At 44.4% G+C, this 20,480-nt stretch carries 20 protein-coding genes and 1 tRNA gene; 8 read left to right on the top strand and 13 right to left on the bottom strand.

Going from position 1 to position 20,480, the window contains the following annotated elements:
- Window positions 1-17: 17 nt before the first annotated feature.
- The 3 genes from ABD036_RS09990 to ABD036_RS09980 all read right to left on the bottom strand — a co-directional run bounded on the left by ABD036_RS09990 (window position 18) and on the right by ABD036_RS09980 (window position 2,703).
- Window positions 18-650, bottom strand: coding sequence for a glutathione S-transferase family protein (locus ABD036_RS09990; RefSeq protein WP_343859368.1), 633 nt, complete (start codon window positions 648-650; stop codon window positions 18-20).
- Entirely contained in the window at window positions 647-1,693 is a 1,047-nt protein-coding gene (locus tag ABD036_RS09985) for an alpha/beta hydrolase (protein ID WP_343859366.1), read from the bottom strand. The genes ABD036_RS09990 and ABD036_RS09985 overlap by 4 nt, the downstream gene beginning before the upstream one ends.
- Before the next feature lie 260 nt (window positions 1,694-1,953).
- Complete coding sequence (locus ABD036_RS09980; protein ID WP_343859364.1) at window positions 1,954-2,703, bottom strand: glutathione peroxidase; 750 nt, start codon at window positions 2,701-2,703, stop codon at window positions 1,954-1,956.
- A 595-nt stretch (window positions 2,704-3,298) separates the two neighbouring features.
- Between ABD036_RS09980 and asnB the strand changes: the two genes are divergently transcribed.
- The gene (gene asnB, locus ABD036_RS09975; RefSeq protein WP_343859362.1) at window positions 3,299-4,963 is read left to right on the top strand and encodes an asparagine synthase B; all 1,665 of its coding nucleotides are present in this window, start codon (window positions 3,299-3,301) and stop codon (window positions 4,961-4,963) included.
- Window positions 4,964-5,075: 112 nt separating this feature from the next.
- Here asnB and ABD036_RS09970 read toward each other — a convergent pair whose 3' ends face one another.
- Genes ABD036_RS09970 through queE form a run of 3 tightly spaced genes read right to left on the bottom strand, consistent with a single transcriptional unit; the run spans window position 5,076 to window position 7,036 of the window.
- Entirely contained in the window at window positions 5,076-5,918 is an 843-nt protein-coding gene (locus ABD036_RS09970; RefSeq protein ID WP_343859359.1) for an amino acid ABC transporter substrate-binding protein, read from the bottom strand.
- 3 nt (window positions 5,919-5,921) lie between these two features.
- On the bottom strand, window positions 5,922-6,341 hold the full coding sequence (locus ABD036_RS09965) for a hypothetical protein (protein ID WP_343859356.1): 420 nt from the start codon (window positions 6,339-6,341) through the stop codon (window positions 5,922-5,924).
- Between the two features lie 11 nt (window positions 6,342-6,352).
- Window positions 6,353-7,036 carry a 7-carboxy-7-deazaguanine synthase QueE gene (gene queE / locus ABD036_RS09960; protein WP_343859353.1) on the bottom strand — a complete coding sequence of 228 codons (684 nt, stop codon included), beginning with the start codon at window positions 7,034-7,036 and terminating at the stop codon, window positions 6,353-6,355.
- A gap of 159 nt (window positions 7,037-7,195) precedes the next feature.
- Between queE and queC the strand changes: the two genes are divergently transcribed.
- The 3 genes from queC to hemW are packed head-to-tail and all read left to right on the top strand — an operon-like array spanning window position 7,196 to window position 9,619.
- A complete protein-coding gene (gene queC / locus ABD036_RS09955) occupies window positions 7,196-7,852 on the top strand; it encodes a 7-cyano-7-deazaguanine synthase QueC (RefSeq protein WP_343859350.1) in 657 nt (218 codons plus the stop codon).
- Between the two features lie 19 nt (window positions 7,853-7,871).
- Window positions 7,872-8,483, top strand: coding sequence for an XTP/dITP diphosphatase (locus ABD036_RS09950; protein WP_343859347.1), 612 nt, complete (start codon window positions 7,872-7,874; stop codon window positions 8,481-8,483).
- The gene (gene hemW, locus ABD036_RS09945; protein ID WP_343859344.1) at window positions 8,480-9,619 is read left to right on the top strand and encodes a radical SAM family heme chaperone HemW; all 1,140 of its coding nucleotides are present in this window, start codon (window positions 8,480-8,482) and stop codon (window positions 9,617-9,619) included. Before ABD036_RS09950 ends, hemW begins: the two co-directional genes overlap by 4 nt.
- Window positions 9,620-9,647: 28 nt before the next feature.
- On the opposite strand, the gene ABD036_RS09940 is transcribed toward hemW, so the two are convergent.
- The 7 genes from ABD036_RS09940 to ABD036_RS09910 form a co-directional block, all read right to left on the bottom strand.
- A complete protein-coding gene (locus tag ABD036_RS09940) occupies window positions 9,648-10,442 on the bottom strand; it encodes a YggN family protein (protein WP_425542566.1) in 795 nt (264 codons plus the stop codon).
- 89 nt (window positions 10,443-10,531) lie between these two features.
- On the bottom strand, window positions 10,532-11,041 hold the full coding sequence (locus ABD036_RS09935; RefSeq protein WP_343859339.1) for an Lcl C-terminal domain-containing protein: 510 nt from the start codon (window positions 11,039-11,041) through the stop codon (window positions 10,532-10,534).
- Between the two features lies 1 nt (window position 11,042).
- Window positions 11,043-12,767, bottom strand: coding sequence for an Lcl C-terminal domain-containing protein (locus ABD036_RS09930; RefSeq protein ID WP_343859336.1), 1,725 nt, complete (start codon window positions 12,765-12,767; stop codon window positions 11,043-11,045).
- A gap of 154 nt (window positions 12,768-12,921) precedes the next feature.
- Entirely contained in the window at window positions 12,922-13,407 is a 486-nt protein-coding gene (locus ABD036_RS09925; RefSeq protein WP_343859333.1) for a PAS domain-containing protein, read from the bottom strand.
- 2 nt (window positions 13,408-13,409) lie between these two features.
- Window positions 13,410-14,405, bottom strand: a complete 996-nt coding sequence (locus ABD036_RS09920; RefSeq protein ID WP_343859330.1) for a response regulator — start codon at window positions 14,403-14,405, stop codon at window positions 13,410-13,412.
- A 564-nt stretch (window positions 14,406-14,969) separates the two neighbouring features.
- A complete protein-coding gene (locus ABD036_RS09915; protein ID WP_343859327.1) occupies window positions 14,970-15,317 on the bottom strand; it encodes a DUF3718 domain-containing protein in 348 nt (115 codons plus the stop codon).
- A gap of 302 nt (window positions 15,318-15,619) precedes the next feature.
- Entirely contained in the window at window positions 15,620-15,949 is a 330-nt protein-coding gene (locus ABD036_RS09910; protein ID WP_343859324.1) for a hypothetical protein, read from the bottom strand.
- Between the two features lie 361 nt (window positions 15,950-16,310).
- Between ABD036_RS09910 and ABD036_RS09905 the strand changes: the two genes are divergently transcribed.
- The 4 genes from ABD036_RS09905 to iscB all read left to right on the top strand — a co-directional run bounded on the left by ABD036_RS09905 (window position 16,311) and on the right by iscB (window position 20,377).
- A complete protein-coding gene (locus tag ABD036_RS09905; protein WP_343859321.1) occupies window positions 16,311-17,723 on the top strand; it encodes a YdgA family protein in 1,413 nt (470 codons plus the stop codon).
- A gap of 190 nt (window positions 17,724-17,913) precedes the next feature.
- Window positions 17,914-17,990 (top strand) — tRNA-Ile (locus ABD036_RS09900).
- Window positions 17,991-18,881: 891 nt separating this feature from the next.
- The gene (locus tag ABD036_RS09895; RefSeq protein ID WP_343859318.1) at window positions 18,882-19,052 is read left to right on the top strand and encodes a hypothetical protein; all 171 of its coding nucleotides are present in this window, start codon (window positions 18,882-18,884) and stop codon (window positions 19,050-19,052) included.
- 29 nt (window positions 19,053-19,081) lie between these two features.
- On the top strand, window positions 19,082-20,377 hold the full coding sequence (iscB, locus tag ABD036_RS09890; RefSeq protein ID WP_343859315.1) for an RNA-guided endonuclease IscB: 1,296 nt from the start codon (window positions 19,082-19,084) through the stop codon (window positions 20,375-20,377).
- The last annotated feature ends 103 nt before the right edge of the window (window positions 20,378-20,480 follow it).

Here is a 20,480-nt window from a genome sequence, read left to right as displayed (position 1 = left end):
CTACCCTAATGCGTATGTTAAACGTCGTCATCAGCCGTATAATCTTGATCAATTTTGTTCGACTTGGCAAACGACTCACGACCGGTGATGCGTTTGACATAGGCCAACAGCTCAGGGGTTTCATCCACCAGTTTAAATTGCATGATCCAGCCTAACGAACTGCCCCACAGAATATCGGCAGCGGTAAACTTATCGCCTGCAATATAGTCATGTTTTTTCAGCTGGCCTAACACTGTATTGAGCATGGTATCGAAATCGCCGTAAGGACAGGCGGTTTTTGAGCTATGCAAAACCTGACTGGATTTATCAATGATCGCCGGTTCAAAACAACTACCGTAAAATACCATCCAACGTAAATATTCTCCTCGTCTAGGATCATCCAATGCTGGCGCTAACCCTTTATCCTGATACAAATCCGCTAAATATAAGTAAATGGCAACTTGTTCAGTCACCACGGCATCACCGTGTTTGATCGCCGGTACTTTGCCCATGGGGTTAATGGCCAGATATTCGGCACTTTTGTGATCGTTAGTGGCAAACCGCAACAAATGGATGTCATAGTCTACATCCAACTCTTGTAACAAGGTCAGCACTCCGGTGGAGCGAGTATTAGGGGCATGATATAAAGTGATTTTTGTCGAAGAATTCATTGGCTAACTTCCTGGTTATTGGCTGACGTCGTGCGCAAAAACAAGACCGCGGCATCTAACATTTCGGCGTGTTTAGGATTGGCTTTAGGTACAGCACACGATTCGGAAGCATCTACCATAGACGCATCAAAGGCCATGTGGGTAATTTGTGCATCGTTAACAACTAAATCGGCATGGCAAACATCAAATTCTTTAGCGATGAAGAAGGTAACGCTGTCGCCTTTATTCGCTGCCAATAGTTGTTTTACACCGCGAATAGGGGTTGTCACGTCAGCTTCGGAATGAGCTGAAAAAATCGCTAGATCCGGTGTCTTGCCCTGCTCGATCTTTTTCCTCACATCAAAAATGATGTCGGTAAGCATAAAGGCGCCGTGCTTTGCCACACTGGGATACTTGTAAGGGTTAGGTCCTTGAGTCTCATAAGTCCAATCCAAAATATTAGCAAGCAGTTTAATGCCCCAGTAACCGGCCATATTTTCCACCGACTCGTCCAGTGCTAAGGCCCCAGAAAATAACAGCAGACCTTTAACTTTATCCTGATTATCCAAGGCATATTGTGTGGCCAAGGCACCACCGGTGGAAAAACCGCCTAAGTAAATATTGGGACTGAGTGTATGCGCAAAATCCATCACTTCTTTTACATGTTTGGTCCAGCGTTTGGCCAAATCGCCGTCTTCCATATCATCATCGGCATCAAGTTTACCGTGACCCGGCAACAATGCGACTATCACTGTGTAGCCTAAGTTGTGAAACGCTGGGGCAATCGAGCTTAAAAAATACGGAGAGTCACTCAACCCATGAAACAGCACTACTGTGGTGTCTGTCGGTTGGTTATGGTGATAAACATAGGGGGCATTGCCATCATTTTTGAGTGCTGATGAGCACACTCGATATACTGAGTCTTGCACCTTACTACAGGGTTTCGTGCTGCCTAATTCGTTTTTATAAAACCCATCAAATGGGCTTAACCAAGGCACTTCTTGCGCGTCCACCATGAAGGTGATGCTTGCACCAAATAGCAACAAGCTGAAAATTTTTTTCATTTTGACATTCCCTTTTATAATTCTGAAATAACTATAAACAGCCCGGCTAGGGTTGGCTATCATTTTCGTGAATTAACCACAGGAATAGTGACTCGCCAACAAACAGTGGTGAGCAAGATGGCAGTCGAGTAAGTTGGCATTGGCTAAAAGGCGTGAAAATAATAAAAAGGGTAGCGAATGGCTACCCTTTACATATGTAATAAATTGTTGAGTCAATGCACTGGTTGTGGCCAATGCACAGGCTCCTTCCTGAGCGCAGTCTAAGCGCTCAAGTGTGCTTCTAGTTCCACGCTGCCACCGATATGTTTACCACCGATAAACACTTGCGGAACCGTGTCACGCCCACTAATTGCCTTTAAAGACGTCAGTGAGGCACTAGTGCCCAATACGATTTCTTCGAAGCTGTACCCTTTGTCAGTAAGTAGCGCTTTGGCTTTTACGCAAAATGGGCAGCCCGGCTTGGTAAATAACGAAACGGCTGAAGGCTTGCTTGCACCCGGCGCAACATAATCAAGCATAGTGTCTGCATCAGACACTTCAAACGGGTCGCCTGGTAGATCTGGCTCGATGAACATTTTGTCAACCACGCCATCTTTAACCAGCATTGAATAGCGCCAGCTACGTTTACCAAAACCTAAGTCTTTTTTATCAACCAACAAGCCCATGCCATCGGTGAATTCACCATTACCATCGGGGATCAAAGTCACATTGTCACTTTCTTGATCCGCCGCCCACGCATTCATTACAAAGGTATCGTTTACCGACATACACACGATATCGTCTACACCATTAGCCTTAAAGGTTGCGGCAAGTTCATTGTAGCGTGGCAAGTGCGTAGAAGAGCAGGTAGGTGTAAATGCACCCGGCAGCGAAAACACCACGACGGTTTTGCCAGCAAATAGCTCATCACTGGTGACATTAACCCATTCGTCGTTTTGACGAGTTCTAAAGGTTACCGATGGTACTTTTTGGCCTTCTTTGTTTTCGAAGTTAGGATTTGTTTGTGTCATTAATTATTGCTCCATTTTGTAAGTGCAAAGATAAAGTATGGAACAAGTGTAGTAGTAGATGGCTTTGACTTAAAATGATTAATTTCAATCGCATTAATCTAGTTTATAGATTAGCTTGAGAAAGCGCTCACACTCAGGGCACTTAAAGGCACAGAGGTCAACCAGAGCAGTGATTACAGTGATGTTTATCTTTGCTTGAACATCTTGCACTTTTGCCCCTTTGATGACAATTATTGCCACAACAGGCTATTTGCCTATACAAGCTTAAGAATAACTTTGAAATGACTAGCACAAAGGCATTAGATTGAAACGAAGTAACCTAAAACAACTTTTGGGTTAAATTTTAGTGATTTCAATAGATTAAATCAATCTTAGAGCAGTTTGTTAACCTCAACTGAAAATTAATTACAGTTTCCCCTTGCAATTTTTGCTCAGACTGGCAAATTCACGCTAAGGAGAGGGATAAACATCATAATAATATGCTGTTTAGCGAAATGTTTTTACATAAGTCGCCTATTAACCTTTCTTTTTATTCACCCTGCTCAACAGGGATACCTGTAACACTCACAATCCGGAATAAGAGAGATAACCCAATATGTGTGGAATATTCGGCATTCTGGACATCAAATCAGATGTTTCAGAACTTAGGACGCAAGCGTTAGAGCTTTCCAAATTATTACGCCATCGTGGCCCAGACTGGTCAGGCATTTGGAACAATAATAGCGCTATATTAAGTCACGAACGCCTTGCGATCGTCGACGTTGATAATGGTGCGCAACCTTTGATCAGCCGTGATAATAATCAGGTGTTAGCAGTAAATGGTGAAATTTATAATCATAAAGCGCTGGAACAGGGGCTGGCTCAGCCGTACGATTTTAAAACCAAGTCAGATTGCGAAGTAATACTGCCTCTTTATCAACAAAAGGGCGTGGACTTTATCGACGATCTGCAAGGGATGTTTGCCTTTGTTTTGTATGACGAAACCCTCGACGCTTACTTGATCGCACGTGACCACATGGGGATCATTCCACTGTATACCGGCTTTGACGAGCACGGTAACTTCTTTGTTGCCTCTGAGATGAAAGCCTTGGTGCCGGTGTGTAAAACGGTACAAGAATTTCCACCGGGACATTACCTGTGGAGCAAAACCGGTGAGTTGAAAAAGTATTATCAGCGCGATTGGATGTCCTATGATGCGGTCAAAGACAACACCACCGATCTAAACGATTTGAAAAAAGCCTTAGAAAAGTCGGTCAAGTCGCACCTGATGTCAGATGTGCCTTATGCGGTATTGCTCTCTGGTGGTTTGGATTCATCCTTGGTGTCGGCCATTGCAGCGAAGTATGTTGCCAAGCGCATCGAAGATGAAGATAAGTCAGAGGCATGGTGGCCGCGACTGCACTCCTTTGCCGTTGGCCTAGAGGGCGCACCAGATTTGCTCGCGGCGAAAAAAGTCGCCGACATGATTGGCACTGTACACCATGAGATCCATTTCACTATCCAAGAAGGCATCGATGCCATTCGTGATGTGATTTACTATTTGGAAACCTACGACACCACCACCATACGTGCGGCCACGCCCATGTATTTGATGAGTCGAAAAATCAAAGCCATGGGCATTAAAATGGTGCTATCGGGCGAGGGTGCTGACGAGATATTTGGTGGTTATTTGTATTTCCATAAAGCCCCTAATGCCAAAGAATTCCACGAAGAAACGGTGCGTAAGCTTGAACGCCTGCACATGTTTGATTGTGCCCGCGCGAACAAATCTACCTCCGCATGGGGTGTTGAAGCCCGCGTGCCGTTTTTGGATAAAGAATTTATCGATGTGGCCATGCGTTTAAATCCACAAGATAAAATGTGTGTCGATGGCAAAATGGAAAAATGGATCTTACGTAAAGCGTTCGATAACAACGAATATTTGCCCGCTGAAGTGTTGTGGCGTCAAAAAGAACAATTTGGCGACGGTGTCGGCTATTCGTGGATTGATTCCATTAAAGAGCATGTGGATACACAAATCACTGACCAACAGTTAGCGACGGCGGAGTTCCGTTTTCCAATCAACACACCGGACACCAAAGAAGGCTATTTCTATCGCACTATCTTTGAGAGCTACTTCCCACAAGAAAGCGCAGCTCACTGTGTACCAGGCGGTAAATCGATTGCGTGTAGCACGGTGGAAGCCTTGGAATGGGATGCCAGCTTCAAGACGATGGCCGATCCTTCAGGACGCTCTATGGTAGGGGTTCACGGCAAATAACAATTGCCAAGGGTAAACTAAAAATAGCCTACAAATTTAATAAGGGCGGACTAACAGTCCGCCCTTTTTTTATTTCTGGTGATCAATCTAATGTAGACTCATAAGTAGCAACTCAGTACCACAATTCTTTTCTGCCCACTGGGGTTGAGGTTGGCAACAATGGATTATCGATTTCAAAGAAGAATCGTGTATCCATGTCGGCGCGCTTTAGCGAGGTGTCAAATTGTTGATTAAACAACTCGTCAAACTGTCCGTTGGCAATGGCTTTTTCCATTCCCACTTCGAGTAAACGTGCCAAGGTTTTATTATTCTTATTCACAAAAAAATACATGGCCGCGGGGTATCGAACGCCCAATGAAGGCTCGACGCGGATCGATTCGTGCAAATCTTCGCTATCAAATTCGGCCCACACTTCGATCAAGGAGCGAGGCAAAAAATCCCCTTGTTTTTGGGCGAGCATGGTAAACAAGCCGGTATAGGATTTTGAGGTATTTACGTCAAAACCATTGGATTGCAAAATGCGCGTATCGGGCCAATCATAACCTTGAATAGGTTTAAGCTTGAGTAACGCTTGCAGGGTATCGATGGCTTTAAATTCTTTGAGGCGATCTTGTCTCACCATAAACACACGCCAACCGATAAGGCCTTTATAGATGGGGATACGAATGGGTAATAATCGCGACTCACGATCGGTGTCGGTCATACTCCACACCACATTGACGTTGCGGTTTTCTGCCAGTTGTTTTAATGCTTTTTCTTGCAAAAGAGGCTTGTCAGTGGGGATAAGACGATAATTAACCCCCGTTTGATCAAGCGCCAACGCAAGTAGATCCACTGGATATGCAGTGCGCTGATCATTTTCAGTTAAGGGTCTTGGATAGGTAATAGACCAAGTGGCGGCCAAACTATTGGCACTCACCACAAGACACAACGCGCTTAGCATAAACCGTAACATGGGTTACTCCTGAGCCTGTTTCATCAGCTCGGTGATAATTTTTTGCTCATCATCAACCACTAACACCAGCACCTTAACGCTGTCATCATTCTCAATCTGCAGCGTATAGGAACAAATACAGCTGAACAATTTAGCATCATTAGTATCAAAAAATTCCCAACGCACTGACACGAATAACACGGTATCAGACAAACGCATAGACTGGGTCACTGTGGGTTGATGTTTAACCACGCCACCGCCACCTAAACCGGCAATCAAATTGGAATTGACCTCGACAACCTCTTTGTGAGAATGGCAAATACGTTTGGTTTCATCGGACACAAAAATCATTGGTCTGACTGACAGATCAGACAAGGCTTCCGCGTCGCCGTTGTCCAATGCAGTAGCGTATTTTGAAAAGAACAATTCCATTCTGTCGGACATGTCAGGCTCCTTTATTCGATACCGATAAACTTATGGGTTTGCAACGACAAACGCCAGTTTTTTGCAATACAGGTTTTTACTGCCAGCTCTGTAGCCCTTTTCTGCTGGCTGATGGGCTGTAAATATACTAAAGGCGGCGGTGTCTGTTTTGCCCACTTTAACAAAGTTTCCAGCTCCTCGATATGTTTGTCCATTGCCACCGGATGTTTAATTTCATTGGCGCGTAAAATAGCGTCTTCACGCACTTGGTAACCGCCTTTCATATCGACTTTTGGCGATACCGTGACCCAGGTCGACTCGGACACCAAGATCTCAAAAGTGCCGCTGGTTTCCACTGAAATAGCATAACCGTGTTGCTCAAGTGCTGCACAAAGTGGGCGTAAATCGTACATGCATGGTTCACCGCCTGTTAAGATAACATTTTTGGCGGTATAACCTTCCCGTTCAAACAACGATAACAATGCCTGAATAGAGCTTTCAAACCAGTTGTCCGACTCATTTTTTTGCGCCATGACCTCTTGGGCTGAGCGTTTTAATTGTTCGTCTAAGGTCCAAGTGTGTTTAGTGTCACACCAAGCGCAGCCCACAGGGCAGCCTTGCAGGCGTACAAAAATGGAAGGCACACCGGTTAACGCCCCCTCCCCTTGGATCGATTCGAACACTTCATTTATTTTATAACTGTTTTGACTTGGCAACGATAATTCCTAAATTCACTTCAATTCATAGCAAACTCTGGCCCTTTTGTGTCTCGGGCGGCATAATCTACCTATTAAACTCATCTTAAACACAGCAACAGGCATTTTAAGCCCATTGTTAGAGTGTATCAGTTCCCAGATTATAGAGAAGCAGATTCAATGTCTCAAAAGGTAGTGGTTATTTTTTCCGGCGGTATGGACTCCTTTACCGTGCTAAACAAAGTGGTGCGCCAGGGATACGAGGTATTTGCGCTGTCATTTGACTACGGACAACGCCATAACAAAGAACTGAGCTATGCTGCCACTGCGTGTCGTAATTTAGGCGTGCATCACAAAATAGTCGACATTTCCGCAATCAATCAATTAATTGGTGGCTCATCGCTGACGTCTGATATTGCGGTGCCGGAAGGCCATTACGAACAAGAAAGTATGAAGCAAACCGTGGTGCCCAATCGCAATATGATTTTATTATCGATGGCGGTGGGCTATGCCGTATCCCTTGAAGCGAACAAGGTATTCTACGGTGCACATTCTGGTGACCATGCTATCTATCCAGATTGCCGGCCTGAGTTTGTTCACAAGATGAATGATGTGTGCGCCATTGCAAATTATGAAGCCGTCGAAATAGCCTGCCCCTATCTGGACGTGAGTAAAATCGATATCTTAGCCGATGGGTTAAAAATGGGCTTGGACTACAGTCAAACTTGGACTTGTTACAATGGTCGAGAAAAGGCTTGTGGTAAATGCGGAGCCTGCCAAGAACGCTTAGAAGCCTTCGCGAAAAACCAGCAGACTGACCCACTTGAATACGAATAAATAACGTTAAAGGCCGCCCGTGAAACAAAAAATCGTTCTAGCTACTGGTAACAAAGGTAAAGTAAAGGAGTTCGCTCGCTTATTTCAAGACTTCCCGTTTGAAGTGGTGCCGCAAAGTGAATTCAATGTCGATGATGCCGATGAAACCGGCACTACCTTTGTCGAAAATGCCATTATCAAGGCGCGGCACGCCGCCAAGGTCACTGGCTTGCCGGCCATTGCCGATGACTCTGGTTTAGCCGTCGATGCGCTTAACGGCGCTCCTGGGGTGTACTCATCACGCTATGCGGGTCCAGATGCGACCGATGAGCAGAACGTCGATAAACTGCTTGCCGCGTTAGCCGATACCCCTGATGAGAAACTACAAGCGCGTTTTTTATGTGTGATTGTGTACATGCAATCGGCCGAAGATCCCACACCGATCATTTGCCAAGGCGAGTGGCATGGTCATATTAGCCGAATAAGACGGGGCGAAGGAGGATTTGGTTATGATCCGGTGTTTTGGGTTTCGTCACAACACCTCACCTCTGCCCAACTTATGCCTGAAGTGAAAAATCGTTTAAGCCATCGCGGCAAAGCGCTAAAAATCTTATTTGAAAAGCTCAGTAAAAAATTGGAATTCCAAGTTTGACTCCCCCCCCCTTATCTTTGTATGTGCATATTCCGTGGTGTGTGCAAAAGTGTCCTTACTGTGATTTCAATTCCCACGGATTGAAAGACGTCATCCCCGAAGACGAATATATCAGTCATGTGTTAGCCGACCTTGAAATTGATGCTGACAAAGTGCGGGATCGCACCGTCAACACCATTTTTATCGGTGGTGGTACGCCCAGTTTGCTCAGTGCGCAAGCGATGCAGCGCTTACTGGTAGGGATCAAACAAAGAGTGAATGTAAGCGCGACGGCAGAGATCACCATGGAAGCCAATCCTGGTACCGCTGAGAGCCAAAAATTCATCGACTTTAGTCAGGCCGGTGTGAACCGCATGTCGATTGGCGTGCAGAGTTTTCAGCAAACTAAACTGCAAGCCTTGGGCCGCATTCATGATGGCGCTCAAGCCCTAAATGCAGCTGAATACGCCAAGCAAGCCAAGCTCAAGAGTTTTAATTTGGATCTGATGCATGGACTTCCAGAGCAAAGCTTGACCGACGCACTATCCGATTTACAAACCGCAATTGAGCAGCAACCTCCGCATCTATCCTGGTATCAACTCACCATCGAGCCCAACACCCAGTTTCATTCTAAACCACCTAGCTTACCGGATGATGACATTTTATGGGACATTCAAGAGCGTGGACAGGCATTGCTTGCCAAAGGCGGCTACCAACAATATGAAATCAGTGCCTATAATTTAGCCGGCCACCAATGTCAGCATAACCTCAACTATTGGCGCTTCGGTGACTACTTAGGCATTGGCTGCGGAGCCCATGGCAAAATCACCGATGTGAACAATCAACAGATTATCCGTACTGAAAAGGTCAAGCATCCTCGTGGCTACATGGATCTCACCAAAGACTATACCCACAAGCAGTGGCAGGTGGAGGAACAAGATTTACCCTTCGAATTTTTTATGAATCGGCTCAGACTGATGGAGCCTTGTCCAAAGTCAGATTATGAGTTGTTGACGGGCTACTCCTTACCACAGGCTACCCTGAGTAACTTAGAACGCGCAATCCAATTAGGCCTACTGTCTGATTCTGCCACTGATTGGCAGCTCACTGCCCACGGGCAACGGTATCTAAATAGCTTGCTGGAAACCTTGGTGTGAGAACAGCCTTAAGTGTTTGAGAACTCCCTTAAGGGTGCATATAGGAAGTTTGAGTTTCTGAGGTGATGATCACATTGTAAGGCTTAAGCTGTGGAACTGCTTCACGTAAACGTTCTTCGATCGTATCGAGTTGATGCATTTTATTGCAAAACCAATGGGCTTTTTTACGCAACACATCCGCTTTAGAGCCTACTTGGCGTTCAATTTCCTGCCCCATAAGTTCGAGTCGTTGTGACAAGTCATCGATTTTTTGTTCAGTTTCTTCACTACCGCCATCGGTTAATCCGCCGATAGCCGATAACACGCCGCCCACAGAGGTAGTGATCGCTTGCTCAATTTGCTCTTCGATTTCTCGGTCGACCAAATCGTTAACGTTTTCCAAACGTCCCGGGCCAATATAAAAATGCTCGGTGGCGTGGATAAAGCGTTCGCGGATGCGGCGTTGCACCCTTTGTAGCGATGACTGCAGCTTTTCATAGCTTTTATGATCGGTGCCAACCAACCCTTGGTAAACATGTTCGACCGTTTCTACTGCCAGCTCTACGCCCTCGGTAGCCAAAATGATCATTTTAGGGACCACATAATGAATACCGCTGGAAATGCGCTCTAAATCGTGTTGTTGCTCAGGCTCAAGCTCTACTACGTTGCCCAATACGATTAACTGACTGGTGCCGTTAATCTGATATATGGTACGGCTTTCATCGATAATACGAATTTGCTTATCGTTGACCACCAAGCCATATTTCAAATCCACATCACACTTTAAGTCCGCAATCACACGATGCGAAGCCAGCAAGCATATTATTAACAACAAAAACCGCATGTATCTCTACCAAAGCCTATTTGTGGTTATTCTGGACGTAAATGGGCAAGATGAAAAGTCTCGACGAGACAGGGCTGATAAATTACACGTTAATCGACAGTACGCACTAGACGCGCAAACACAAACAAGTTTTTTTGCTTGATTGAATTGCTGCTGTTGAAAAATGCAACCACCCAAGCTCGTTGAGGATCGCTCAAGGAGGGCGTCGAGGTCCAATAATCATCAGCAGCTGTGTTGGGAAACATAGTGGTGTTGATTGCTGGTCGCACGCACTTTCGCTCAGTCAAACTCGCCAGCTCTTTCACATTCGGTAATCGCCATCCGTCCAAACTGGCGATCTCGAAGCCATGGGCCGTTTGCAGTGCTTCTTGCCAATTGAGCTGGGCCGCATCGCCAACGCAATTACCATTGGACCACGTCTGGCCGATACTGCATTGCATCCACATTAACCCCGTTGTCTCATGAGTTACGGTACCATCACCATTATCGATAAAGCGAATGTCCGGCGTGGTATCGACAATCTCTGATACACAATTTTGCGCATTGACGTTCAAGGTTGCGGCCAATAACGTCATACCTAGCCATTGAATGTGTTTCATATTAACGTCCCCCTCTGACTAAACGCACTTTATTTAAGGTCGCTTTATTTAAGAAGTTGTCATTACCCGTCTCAAAGTCAATTGCCCACGCAGTGCGCGCACCGCCGCCCGATACGCCATCGGCACTGGGTAAACTTGTCCAATACCACAAAGGTGAGGTTTGCAAATCGTTGGTGTTAGGGAAATAGTCTAAATCGATTTTTGTTCCGGTAACATTACCAAAATGCACCAGTGACAGAAGCTCATTGTGAGTCGGCAACCGCCAGTCGAAGAAATTGCATAGGCCTTCTTCATTCACCGCCTCTACAAAGGATAAGGTATCGCATTGACTATTGGCACAGGTAACGCCTGCCGAGCCAGTAACGCCGGGGAAACCGCCGGTATTAGTGGCTTGCAGCCATGAATAACGATGCTGTTGAGAGTGTAAACCGGTGTCAGTGGTTTTCACTTCCCACACCAGTCCAGTATTGTTGTCACGCACACAAGACCAATTGGTTTGCTCATCGTCTTGTTCATCGCCAAACGCATCCAATCGGGTAAAATCAAAACCTTGCTCACCCCGTCCAGCTTTTTCTAACTGATTATTCTCGTTAACAATGTCGCGTCCTCGTTGACCGTCTTGGCCTGGGAAATCAGCTTGATGCTGGGTGCCATTTTCTGTCAATGATGCTTGAAGCATAACCCCCGTGTCGTTGACTGAACTTAATGGCAATGGCTTGATGCGGACACTGATACTGTCATCAACCACATTGCCAAAACTATCTGTCACCGACAAGGTAAAGGTAACGGATTGGGTCTGGGTCACACTAGGGGCAATAGCAAAGGTCTTTTCTGCGCTGCGATTGTTAATGAAGGGGACTAATTCAGAATCGTTTAACCAATTAAACTCTAACGGCAACCCAGCGGGGATACTGGTACTGGCATTGCCTGTAAGAATAATGGTTTCGCCAGAATACACTTGGTGATCCACGCCGGCATTCACTAACGGTTGTGTTTGGCTGGCACTGAGCACACCCAAGGTGATCATGGCCGTATCTTGAGCTCCTTCTTGGTCGGTGACGGTTAATTCAAAGGTCAAGTCACTGGCATCGTCTAAAATGGGAGTGATAAACGCAAGACTGTCACCGTCTAAACTGACGCTGCCTAATACATCGGTTCCGGCAGTTTGTTGCCATCTCCATGCCGCTATCGGGTTAAGAGTGTCCGGTGGATCAATATCGTTACTAGCACTGGCGCTGAGGATCACTTCGACGCCAGCGGGATAACGAGCCTGAGGGGCAAGCACTGGCTGGGTCACAGTGATCAGTGCATTGGGCGACTCATTGACCGGTTGCACCGTAATTTGAACGGTGTCATTACCTTGATTGCCGTTACCATCGGTGACCACTAAACTTAAGGTATAGGAGAGCACTGTGGTGGTGCTAGGCGCGACAAAAGTTGCGGCGGGTGCATTAGGATCAGCATGGATGATCGTTAGACTTGGCGACGCACTCCAGGAATAGGTGAGCGTGTCGGTGGTGCCAACTGCCGAGGCATTGAGTACCACTCTACTTTGTTCGTTGACGGTTTGATTGGCCCCAGCATTAACTAAAACCAGCGGATCTGGCTGGTCAGTGTCACTGTCGAGCGAACCTCCCGAACAGCCAAACAACCAAAGTGACATTGCACACAACAGCAATGTGCGGAAAAGGTGAAACGGTAAAACAACGGCCATGGCTAATTTCATAGAAAATGTCAGGTATCAGTCTTCAGTTAGGAGTAAGGTTATTATTACTCAGGAATTATTGTGCTTATCCAGCAATTAATGTACCACAACAATCGCCTGACCGACTTAATGTGAAACTCTTCCGTTTAATGAGTAGTTTGATCTTGTGATGTGACTAAGAGGTTAACCCTTTTTCTTCATATTCAGTGACTCTCACTTGTAAGGCTTCCAGCTGCTTTTTATGCGCTGCTACGTCAGTTACGTCATAGATCATCATGCAGATATTATTGACCTGACCAGTGGCACTGGCCAAAGGAGATAGGGTGATATTTTGATACATATAGTCTTCGCTGCCGGTGATGGGGCGATAGTTCGGGAATTTGAATAAATAAGGACGTTGCTCCCATGTCATAAAAGCCCGAGTACGTAACTGAAAGACCGGTTGGGCTTTGCGTTTAAACCAAGACTCAATGATATGAGGGTACAATTCAAACAGGGTTTTATTCTGAGCCTGACTAGGAAGTAAACCGCTATGGCTCTCCATAAAGCCATTCCAGACTTTCACTTGGTAGCTTTTGTTGAGAACAACGATCCCCACATCGACCGTTTGCACCATGTCCATCATCCAATGGAATTCCGCCATATCATCATTGTCTGTCATGGCTAGTCCTCCAACAAATGTGACAGTTTATAGTTCATAACTTTCATTGACTCTTCGGTAAACAGTAACACCAAATCACAATTCACATTATAGCCTTCTAAACCGTAACTAAGTTCAATTGCCAGTGTGCGACGCCACTTGGCCTTATTACGTAGGATCAAGTCAGCGATACTTTGATGTTGCCCTAACACAACGGGGTGGCCTTGGCTGAAATTAAGATCAAGTTGATTAGCCAGACCACTTAAACAAGTACCAATTAGAATATTGGCCGCATCCATCAACATTTCTAACTGGACTTGATCGTCCACTTCTTCGTTGATATCGAGGATTTTAGCGACATCACCAAAACTCGAATCACTTAGAATAAACAACGCCTCACCCGATACGCCGGCACCAAGAAAACCCTGACAGATCCCTGACACTGTGTCTTTGTCTTCTATATCCTGCAGCATCATATGCAGTTCAGATACTTCGATTAAGTTCACGTTAGGGATGGGTAGTTTCACGAAAACGTTGAGTATGCGCGCGAGGTGATCCCCTGCCTGTCCCATCGCAATATTGGTTATCTCTTGGTAACAATCACGAATGTCTGCAGGTAACGCGGAGGCATCAATTTCTTCTTCTTTGTTTTCTTCGCCAATTAAATGATGCTTAACCAAGACTTCCAGAATTTGCTCTGGGCTGACCGGTTTTTCAATAAACTCCAAGGCCCCAAGGGCTTTTACCCGTTCGTGCGCTGTAGGCTGAATATCTCCAGAGATGACCACAACTTTAGACTGTAACTTTTTTTGTTGAATGGCTTTTAGCGTTTCATAACCATCCATCACCGGCATGTTCAGGTCGAGGAACATCAATTGCCCTTTGCCTTCTTCGATCGCGGCGACTGCCTCTTGACCATGTTTGGCAAAATGCACAGCAACGTCCCAGTCTTGCGGAAGGCATTTGGACACTTGTTTTCGGGCGACCATGGAGTCATCGCAAATCAAAACAGAAAACATAAAAGCTTAACTACTCATTTGGGGAATGTAATTCACAAAGTGACCATCATTCTAGAAAGTTGAGACCGGGTAAATAATTACCGTACAAATTTTAGAAAATTCATTTAGTTGTGCATTAAGGAATAGCAGTTCTTACACAGAATACCAAGTTAAAAGCGACGATAATTGATATATTTTTTACGCAATAGAGGAATGAAAAAGCCCCCGAAAGTGAACAAATAAACGCCCTAGCGGGCACACAGTTAAGAAACTGCGGTTGTAGCGGAATAATTGACTGTAATGCAAGATGGTCTTACAGCAAGGGTTAACAAAAACGTTTTCAGCAATAAAAAAAGAGGCTGTGCCTTGCGACATGCAGCCTCGTTTAATCCAGGAAACAATACACATCTAAATAATATGTATTCATCGGGTCACTACTCCGACGTTTAAAAGTGTAGTACTGACAGTTTTATTTCACAGGCCATTGTGACTAACGCACAGCTTGCTGGGATAAATGCACCTGATAGATGGATAAACCTAATTATCACTGATCAGCTGAAAAACGTGCGCAGTGCTAACTTTTGGTTAGCGTTTAGCTAACATACGGTTTGCATTAATATTAGATTTTCTTGCTAAATATCCTGCGGTTTTTTGTGCATTATTGAGCATTGCAAATTCCATTGCCGATTTACCGTTACATTTAAGTCCAGCCGCAATTTGCTTGTAGCCAAGACGACTTTGCTTGACCGTACGATGCAGTTTTACACGACTGTCGCTTTTTAGCGCATGGCATATTTTAATCAGCTTTGCTTCTGTTGATTTATCAATTGCTGCGATCGCGTTTGAACTAGTGAGGATCGCCAACACAATGCCAATCACGGCAGTTGCTTTGACAAGCGTGTTGCTTACGAAACTAACATTACTATTTTTCATGATATTTCCACCTTTGATCGTTACTGTTTTTGTTCAAACAGCGGTTGGTTTGAACATGTCAGAACAATAGGCAAGAACATGAATTTAGGGCAGTTGGATCCGATGAAATACCGCATTGTGAGGCCAAGCGATAAGTGGCGTAAATACTGAGATAATTGGTCTTCAGCAGAGGTGATTTAACGTATATTGGTAATGACTGGTTACAAGCTGCAAGAGCACGCGACATTAGATACGGAACATAAAGTAGGTGCTGGAAGGGGTAAAATGATAGCGAGGCGATTGCCTCGCATTTATACGCAGAATTAAAACGCGTTGTCTTGGTGAACTTTAATAAACAGTGGCGTGCCTAACTTACTGTAATCCACTTTGTACTCTTTACCGTTAAGCGTTTGAACAAATAATAAGGTTTTTTCGTCACCGAAAACATCGATTGAAGTAAGGTCAACTAACTCCATGTCCATCATTTTGGCATCACGCTTGTTTTCTGGAACTTTACCCGTGTATTCCTTTAATGCTTTGTGTGTTACTAACACCGGCGGGTAATCTTCACCGTTTAACACAAGCAAGTCATATTTCCTGATTTTATGTATGATGGTGTTGCGTCCACTCACCAAGAATGGTTTTTCGGTCATTTCAATCTCCGCTTTGGCTTGATGCCCTTTGTTTTTTTAAGAATTATTGGCGTTGCAATGAAGATAACAAAGTTTTTTCGACCTTGCACCCCTATTTTATTGACTTTCAAGCATATTTAGACCTTCTGGTTATATTTGTTAATAGTTTTATGAACTAATTGAACCCAAAGTACTACAAGAGCTTTGCAACTTTTTATTAGCGTCAATTACCAACTGACTTTACTCGCCCCCTATTTGCTTCAAACAGTTGCTATGGCATAATCGTCCGCTAACTCTCGTCTCACCTACTCGTTCGGTGACGACCTCTTAAAAACAGGCCGCCTTACAACGGAATGTTTGATGTATCACACAGGAAGTTTTTATGAAAAAACGTTATCTACTCTTAACCTTGTTGGTTGCCGCTATCTTACTTGTCCCCAAACTTGTTTCCACCAAGGTTACTGATGCAGTAAATAATGTTACTAGCGAGCTAAGTGCGATCGATGGTTACAATGTGGAAGTGGTTGAATTTAATGAAGGCTGGTTTAACTCTGATGGGGTCATCAAGGTTACCCTAGACTTGGCTAAACTTGCTCCGGACAACGATTTCGATGCAGACAAGCAGATGCCGCAAATTCTACTTAAGTTGACATCGACTCACGGCCCGGTCTTTTTTGGTCCAGCCGCTGGAATTGGCATGGCGAACTGGCGCCTAGTGTATGACGGTAGTAACCTAAGAGATGTTCTGAGCTTTGACAAAAACCAACCTTTCTATGAATTTTCTTCGACTTACGGATTTTTCGGCGGTGGCACCCTAGAAGATAAGATACCCGCCTTTACCGCGACGTCACCTGAAAGTGACGGCGTCCTAAACTTTGCCGGCTTTAGCGGCGAAGGCAGTTATAGCAACGACAATTTCAACTATCAAGGCATGCTTGAATCTCTAAATGCCAGCGGTGAGTCGGGCGAATTGAACGTTGAAAATATGTCGCTAGCCGTGCAATCCGATAGCAACTTTATGCAAGCCCTTGAAGGCACGTTAAAAGACTCAGAAGTTGAATTTAGGATTGCCAGTACGCAGTTTATTGAAACAGACAACACCACCCCTGCATTTATGCTGCAGGATTTAGCACTGATTATTTCCTCAGACGTAAACGATGAAGAAACATTGTTAGACATGACGCAGCGTTTTTCAGTGGCAAAATTAAAAGCACAGGATTATGTAATCAGTGACTTTAGCTTCAATTACGAATTTAACCACTTAAGTGTGCCCTTCTTCCAAGCATATCAAGAACTTGCCAAAACAATGCAATTCGCCAGTGAAGATGAAGTACAAATGCAAACCATGATGTTTTTCCAAGAAAATGCAGTCACTTTGCTAAAAGCGGGTCCACAGCTGAAGATCACCGATTTTTCTGGAACCCTGCCGCAAGGTCAAATCAGCATCACTAGTGATCTGCAATTGGTCGGTATTGAAGCACTACCAGCCGAGTTGACCGACCCACAATTTTGGGTTGCCCACATTGCCGCACAACTTGATTTGAATGCCGATAAAGATGTCGCCACCTTGATTGCAAACGGATACATGAAAAATCAACTTGCTAACAATCCACAAACAGCAGGGATGTCTCCAGAAGAGCTTGAACAAATTGCCGTGCAGCAATCACCCATGATAGTTGACTCTCTAATGCAACAAGGCTTGTTGATTGAAAAAGAAGGCAAGCTGTCGCTTAGCTTCTCGCTTAAAGACAGCCAAGCAACGCTAAATGGCAATCCCATGCCATTACCTTTCTAATTCGTCGAGACACAGATTAGATTATCCGAATGAAGCAGCGCCCTAGGCGCTGCTTTTTTCATTGTTTTATCGCTTCTCGTGCAATTTTTCATCAATCAATACGTTCCACACCACAAACTGATGACAACACACTCAAAACTGCTTATACTGCGCACCGTTTTGAAGTTCTGTCTTCAAGCGTTCTCTAAATGGCCCGATAGCTCAGTTGGTTAGAGCATCCGACTCATAATCGGCAGGTCCCCTGTTCAAGTCAGGGTCGGGCCACCATTTTTCCCATACAAATCATCTAGTTACTCCAGACCCACCGATTTATAGATTTTGGGTCTAGGCGTTTCTGGGTCTCACCCACTTTTGTTTGAAAAACACCCTGTGCGGCTATTTTGCGCCCAGCGACCCGCTGCGGGATTTTCGAACCGGCCCATGATCGACGTATTCGGCCAGCGAAATTTTGGCGGACGGTGCAACTGTGGGGATCTGGTGGTCGAGTTTTTGCTGGGTTTGGGACAACGGCACACCTGCCGGTGATGGGGGCGGTCGGAGGGGTTTCATTTTGAAAGGGGTGGCGGAATTCTGAAAATCTGGAATTCTGGAATGGTCCGGTATGGGCTGTGAGTTCAACTGGAAAACCAAAAAAAGTCGTTCCGCATCGCTTAAAGCTCTGATTAAAGGTTAAATCGCTCAACTTCCGCTATGTGCTTTTGGTTTCGTTCAGATAAAGCAGTCGCGTTGAAGTTAACTGTAACCTTTTAATTAGCATACATCGATATTCTGCGTAATGAGCAGCTACTTTTGAATGATACCATTAGAATCCAACGAAAATTTGTGTCATAGACCCTGTGAGCGAATAAATTGACTTGGACATGCGGTAACTTACCGAAACGGTTTTCAAGACAATGTGTTTCACTTAAATTCAATTTCTATTAATATAAACCTGCACCACACGCCTGTTAGCAAGCTCTACAAAACAAGACTTGTTATATATATATCAGGCTTATTGTTTATTTTACTTTTTATATTTTAAAAAATCACTTGCTAAACTTGCAGCTGATTGGAAATTTTAAAGGAGCAAGGCGAGTCAATTACTCACGACTCATTTATAGAAGAGAGTCGAGGCATTTGAATGCCTAGTTGACCAGATCACTGACTAAGGATTAAACAATGTTAGTAAACGATAATTTAGATGTAGACACCTTGGGATATCGCCTCAGTCCCATGCTCTGTCGTGGCTCTGTAAACAATCTCAACGAGTTAGGGATAGTCAACCACTTTGCGAAGCTATATTATCTGGTCGAGAGGAAGTCGAATACTGTTCGTGCCTTAAGTGAATAGTTACGCATTACTCGAAGGAGATACGCTTAATGTTAGCGTATGTACTTAACAAAAAGGGTGAACCATTAATGCCATGTAAGCCAGGTCGGGCGCGTAAATTGCTTGATGCAGGTAAAGCAAAGGTTATTAATAGAATACCTTTCACAATAAAATTATTGCATGGCTCCAGCGGTCACAAGCAGGTTGTTGTGGCTGGCATGGATACAGGCAGTAAGGTAATTGGCTGTGCTGCTATTGCCAATGGGGATGTCGTTTATCAGAGCGAAGTCGCTTTGCGTACCGACGTCTCTAAAAAAATGCAACAACGTAAGATGTACCGCAGAACGCGTAGAGGAAGGAAGTGTCGTTACCGCAAACCCCGTTTTCTTAATCGTGCGGTTATGAGAAAAGAAGGTTGTTTAGCACCAAGTGTGAATAGTAAATTCCAATCTCACTTACGAGAAAAACGCCAAGTGGAGAGTATTTTACCTATTACACAATGGAAAGTGGAAACAGCCAGCTTCGATATTCACAGAATAACCAATCCTGAGGTTGAGAGCATCGGATATAAAAACGGTCCACAAAAAGAGTTTTATAATCTCAAAGCCTTTATCTTACATAGAGATAAATACACTTGCCGAAGTGGTCGTAAGATAAAGCATGCCAATAATCTGCACGTACACCATATAGTTTATCGGTCGCAGGGTGGAACGAATACGCCTAACAACTTGATAACCCTATGTAAGCTTTGCCATGATGATTTGCATAAAGGTAAGTTTGAAATAAAAACAAATAAATCAAAAACAAAACATGCTACTGAGATAGGTATTATTAAAGCGCAACTAAAAAAACAGTGGCACTTTGCAGAGACCTTCGGTTACGAGACTAAATTTAAACGAGAGCAAATCCTAAATCTCCCTAAGTCACATGCTTATGATGCTGTTGCTATTTGTTGTAACGATGGTGATATAGTTTCTTCTTATAATCATATTTTTTACAAAAAGCACGTTGCTAAAGGAGATTATCAACAAACCAAAGGTAGACGTTCAGAAAAAAGAATACCGACGGGTAAACTATTTGGACTTCGAAAATACGATTTAATATCCACTCCACATGGAGAGGGTTTCGTTAAAGGTAAACGCGCGACAGGTTATTTTGCAGTAGAAGACATTTTTGGACAAAAAATACACGCAAGTTTTAACATCAAAAAAAATACAGTACGGCTTAAAGCAAGAACTACCACTTTAATTCAACGAGAGCAGGTGTTTAATTATCCGCCCAATCATTTACAAGGTCGCGGAGCAGTATCTTTGCCTAATATTGAGCCTGTAACTAATTTTGTGTAACTGCCTATCACAACATACTCTAGTAAGAGTTAAGGATAGGCAGATGCAAATGAACAAAAAAGAATTAGAAGCTTTCGCCAAGGAAGCGGCCAAAGGCATTAAA

This window comes from Aliiglaciecola litoralis, from assembly GCF_039523355.1.
Taxonomy (GTDB): Bacteria; Pseudomonadota; Gammaproteobacteria; order Enterobacterales; family Alteromonadaceae; genus Aliiglaciecola; species Aliiglaciecola litoralis.
This window is presented reverse-complemented; position numbering and strand designations above follow the sequence as displayed.

What these genes read in the sequence shown, in the direction of transcription:
- ABD036_RS09990 (WP_343859368.1), bottom strand. Translation starts at nt 650, where the DNA reads ATGAATTCTTCGACAAAAATCACTTTATATCATGCCCCTAATACTCGC.
- ABD036_RS09915 (WP_343859327.1), bottom strand. Translation starts at nt 15,317, where the DNA reads ATGAAAAATAGTAATGTTAGTTTCGTAAGCAACACGCTTGTCAAAGCA.
- ABD036_RS09985 (WP_343859366.1), bottom strand. Translation starts at nt 1,693, where the DNA reads ATGAAAAAAATTTTCAGCTTGTTGCTATTTGGTGCAAGCATCACCTTC.
- ABD036_RS09905 (WP_343859321.1), top strand. Translation starts at nt 16,311, where the DNA reads ATGAAAAAACGTTATCTACTCTTAACCTTGTTGGTTGCCGCTATCTTA.
- asnB (WP_343859362.1), top strand. Translation starts at nt 3,299, where the DNA reads ATGTGTGGAATATTCGGCATTCTGGACATCAAATCAGATGTTTCAGAA.
- ABD036_RS09965 (WP_343859356.1), bottom strand. Translation starts at nt 6,341, where the DNA reads ATGTCCGACAGAATGGAATTGTTCTTTTCAAAATACGCTACTGCATTG.
- ABD036_RS09930 (WP_343859336.1), bottom strand. Translation starts at nt 12,767, where the DNA reads ATGAAATTAGCCATGGCCGTTGTTTTACCGTTTCACCTTTTCCGCACA.
- ABD036_RS09935 (WP_343859339.1), bottom strand. Translation starts at nt 11,041, where the DNA reads ATGAAACACATTCAATGGCTAGGTATGACGTTATTGGCCGCAACCTTG.
- ABD036_RS09910 (WP_343859324.1), bottom strand. Translation starts at nt 15,949, where the DNA reads ATGACCGAAAAACCATTCTTGGTGAGTGGACGCAACACCATCATACAT.
- ABD036_RS09920 (WP_343859330.1), bottom strand. Translation starts at nt 14,405, where the DNA reads ATGTTTTCTGTTTTGATTTGCGATGACTCCATGGTCGCCCGAAAACAA.
- queC (WP_343859350.1), top strand. Translation starts at nt 7,196, where the DNA reads ATGTCTCAAAAGGTAGTGGTTATTTTTTCCGGCGGTATGGACTCCTTT.
- ABD036_RS09970 (WP_343859359.1), bottom strand. Translation starts at nt 5,918, where the DNA reads ATGTTACGGTTTATGCTAAGCGCGTTGTGTCTTGTGGTGAGTGCCAAT.
- ABD036_RS09980 (WP_343859364.1), bottom strand. Translation starts at nt 2,703, where the DNA reads ATGACACAAACAAATCCTAACTTCGAAAACAAAGAAGGCCAAAAAGTA.
- iscB (WP_343859315.1), top strand. Translation starts at nt 19,082, where the DNA reads ATGTTAGCGTATGTACTTAACAAAAAGGGTGAACCATTAATGCCATGT.
- ABD036_RS09895 (WP_343859318.1), top strand. Translation starts at nt 18,882, where the DNA reads ATGTTAGTAAACGATAATTTAGATGTAGACACCTTGGGATATCGCCTC.
- ABD036_RS09940 (WP_425542566.1), bottom strand. Translation starts at nt 10,442, where the DNA reads ATGCGGTTTTTGTTGTTAATAATATGCTTGCTGGCTTCGCATCGTGTG.
- ABD036_RS09925 (WP_343859333.1), bottom strand. Translation starts at nt 13,407, where the DNA reads ATGACAGACAATGATGATATGGCGGAATTCCATTGGATGATGGACATG.